2 protein-coding genes and 1 pseudogene are annotated in these 2,203 nt (G+C 58.7%); all 3 read right to left on the bottom strand.

Features of this window, described 5'->3' with window-relative positions:
* Window positions 1-744, bottom strand: a 744-nt coding sequence (locus BKN05_RS12265; RefSeq protein WP_502686347.1) for a cupin domain-containing protein, incomplete at its 3' end; no start/stop codon positions are given.
* On the bottom strand, window positions 735-1,112 hold the full coding sequence (locus BKN05_RS12260) for a type I phosphomannose isomerase catalytic subunit (protein ID WP_286688759.1): 378 nt from the start codon (window positions 1,110-1,112) through the stop codon (window positions 735-737). The genes BKN05_RS12265 and BKN05_RS12260, both read right to left, overlap by 10 nt.
* Before the next feature lie 56 nt (window positions 1,113-1,168).
* A pseudogene (locus BKN05_RS12255) lies at window positions 1,169-2,203 on the bottom strand (phosphohexomutase domain-containing protein); the annotation flags it as partial.

Genomic DNA, 2,203 nt, shown 5'->3' with positions numbered 1-2,203 from the left:
TAACCAGACTGCTTCGGTAGGCCGAATGATGCGATCCTCAGAGCGCACCGCACCCCGGGTAACCAAGACGATGGCAGGCCCATCATGTTCGCACCGCAACGTCGGTTGCTCACAGGTTAATTCGACACGCTCCAGCACAAATTCATCCGAATGCGCAGGATAACGCAACCGACCGTCAGCGCTGCTGTATGGTTCCACGATAGGATCCTGCACACTAGAAAAATCCAGCACTTCCAGCAGCTCTGGCACATCAACGTGTTTTTCAGTGAGCCCACCGCGCAGCACATTATCCGAATTCGCCATGATCTCCACGCCCATTCCTTCCAGATAGGCATGGAGCTGACCAGATTTCAGGCAAATCGCTTGCCCCGGTTCCAACGTGACATGATGCAGCAATAATGCACTCAATACGCCGATATCCCCGGGGTAGCGGCGTTGTAAGTCCACCACAGTGCGCAGGCTATCCAGAATCCATCCGGCGACAGACTCACAGGCGGAATCATCGGCAAGAATTGTGCTGGCCACGTCGACGACGGCACGGATTAGACCCTCGCGGACATCGTCGGCAAGCGTGACCCAACGTCGAAACAACGCGTGCAGTTGTTCGGATTCACCGGCGGAATTCGCGCTGGTTAGAATCTCGACATAGGGCGCTAGCTCAGGGCAATCGAGTACCGCGAACAGCTCGTGGGTACGAGCAATGGGGCGAAAGCCGGCCAGGGCCCGGAACTGCGTCAATGCCACTGTGGGTCATCCAAAGCCAGCCCCGCCGCGTTTTCCCGCGCAAAACCAGCTTCGGCTTCGGCGCGAGTCGGGTGTGCCTGCAAAGACAACGGCTCGTCTGCAGCCAAAAGCTTCAGCATAAACGGCAACCGGCCATCGGCGTGCTGGTGCACGCGCGCACCCAGATGGTGGTGCGGATCAGCGGCGATGTAATCATCCAAACTGATCAGCGTGTCATCGGACGCGACCACGTGCGCCGGCCCAGCCGTATGGGCACCAAACCAGAGCTCAGCGATGTGATCCCCGGTCGCTGGTTGGCCGGCCAGCTCAGGGATCAGCGTGGTCGAGCCCCACGGGTAGCGGCGAATCGCCGGTCGGAGTGGCTGCATAGATCGAAAATAATCCTTCTAGTGCGGGGTGTTTACTGCGGTCTGTGAAACTGCGGCTAGGACACCAGCGCGGAGATTTCGTCGACAAGCTCGGAGACGTGTTCCGGAGTTTCTGCTTCCACGTTCAGGCGCAGCAATGGCTCCGTGTTGGACGCGCGCAGGTTAAACCACGCAGTGCTTGCCTGCAGGTTGACGGTCATTCCGTCTAATTCGTCGATATCTGCAGCTCGGTCCGCAAATGCCTGGCGCACTTTGTCGCGGGCGGCAGCCTGCTCAGTAACCCGAAAGTTGATCTCGCCCGAGGCGGCATAGTGCTGTTAGGAAGCCATCGCGCAGCTAGTGCCGCAAGCATGTGCAGCGCGGCAAGCATGCCGGAATCGGCGTTGAAAAACTCGCTGAAATAATAATGAGCGGAATGCTCACCACCGAAAACAGCATTGTGTTTCGCCATTTCCGCTTTGATAAACGAGTGTCCGACCTTCGTGCGCACCGCGGTGCCGCCGGATTTTTCGACTAGCTCCGGCACCATCTTGGAGGTAATCAGGTTGTGGATGATCGTCGCCCCCGGATAGCGCTGGAGCATGCGCTCGGCGATCAATGCACAAATCGCGGACGGCGAAACCGGCTGGCCTTTTTCATCCACCAAGAACACGCGGTCAGCATCACCGTCGAAGGCTAGTCCGACATCAGCGCCTTGTTCTACGGTAAAGCGCTGCAAATCCACCAGGTTCTTCGGATCCAACGGGTTGGCCTCGTGGTTGGGGAAAGTGCCATCAAGTTCGAAATACAGCGGACGAATCTCGATGGGCAGGTCCGCAAAAACCGCGGGCACTGTGTGCCCGGCCATGCCGTTAGCGGCATCCACGGCAACCACGAGTGGGCGCGCGGCAGACAGTGGCACCAATTCATTGAGGTAACGCGCATAATCGGCCAGAATTTCGTGCCGGTCAACGGTACCGTGGCTCGATGCCGGTGCCGCGGCCGAAGAAGCGTTGCCGCCCTCGTCGGCAAGATGTGCCAGGTAATCAGTGATAATTCCCAGGCCGGTATCCTGCCCCACCGGCTTGGCTCCGGCGCGACACAGCTTGATT

The sequence above is a fragment of the Corynebacterium sp. S5S1 genome, assembly GCF_001913985.1.
Taxonomy (GTDB): Bacteria; Actinomycetota; Actinomycetes; order Mycobacteriales; family Mycobacteriaceae; genus Corynebacterium; species Corynebacterium marquesiae.
The sequence above is the reverse complement of the archived record's forward strand: the minus strand, read 5'-3'. Positions and strand labels throughout refer to the sequence as shown.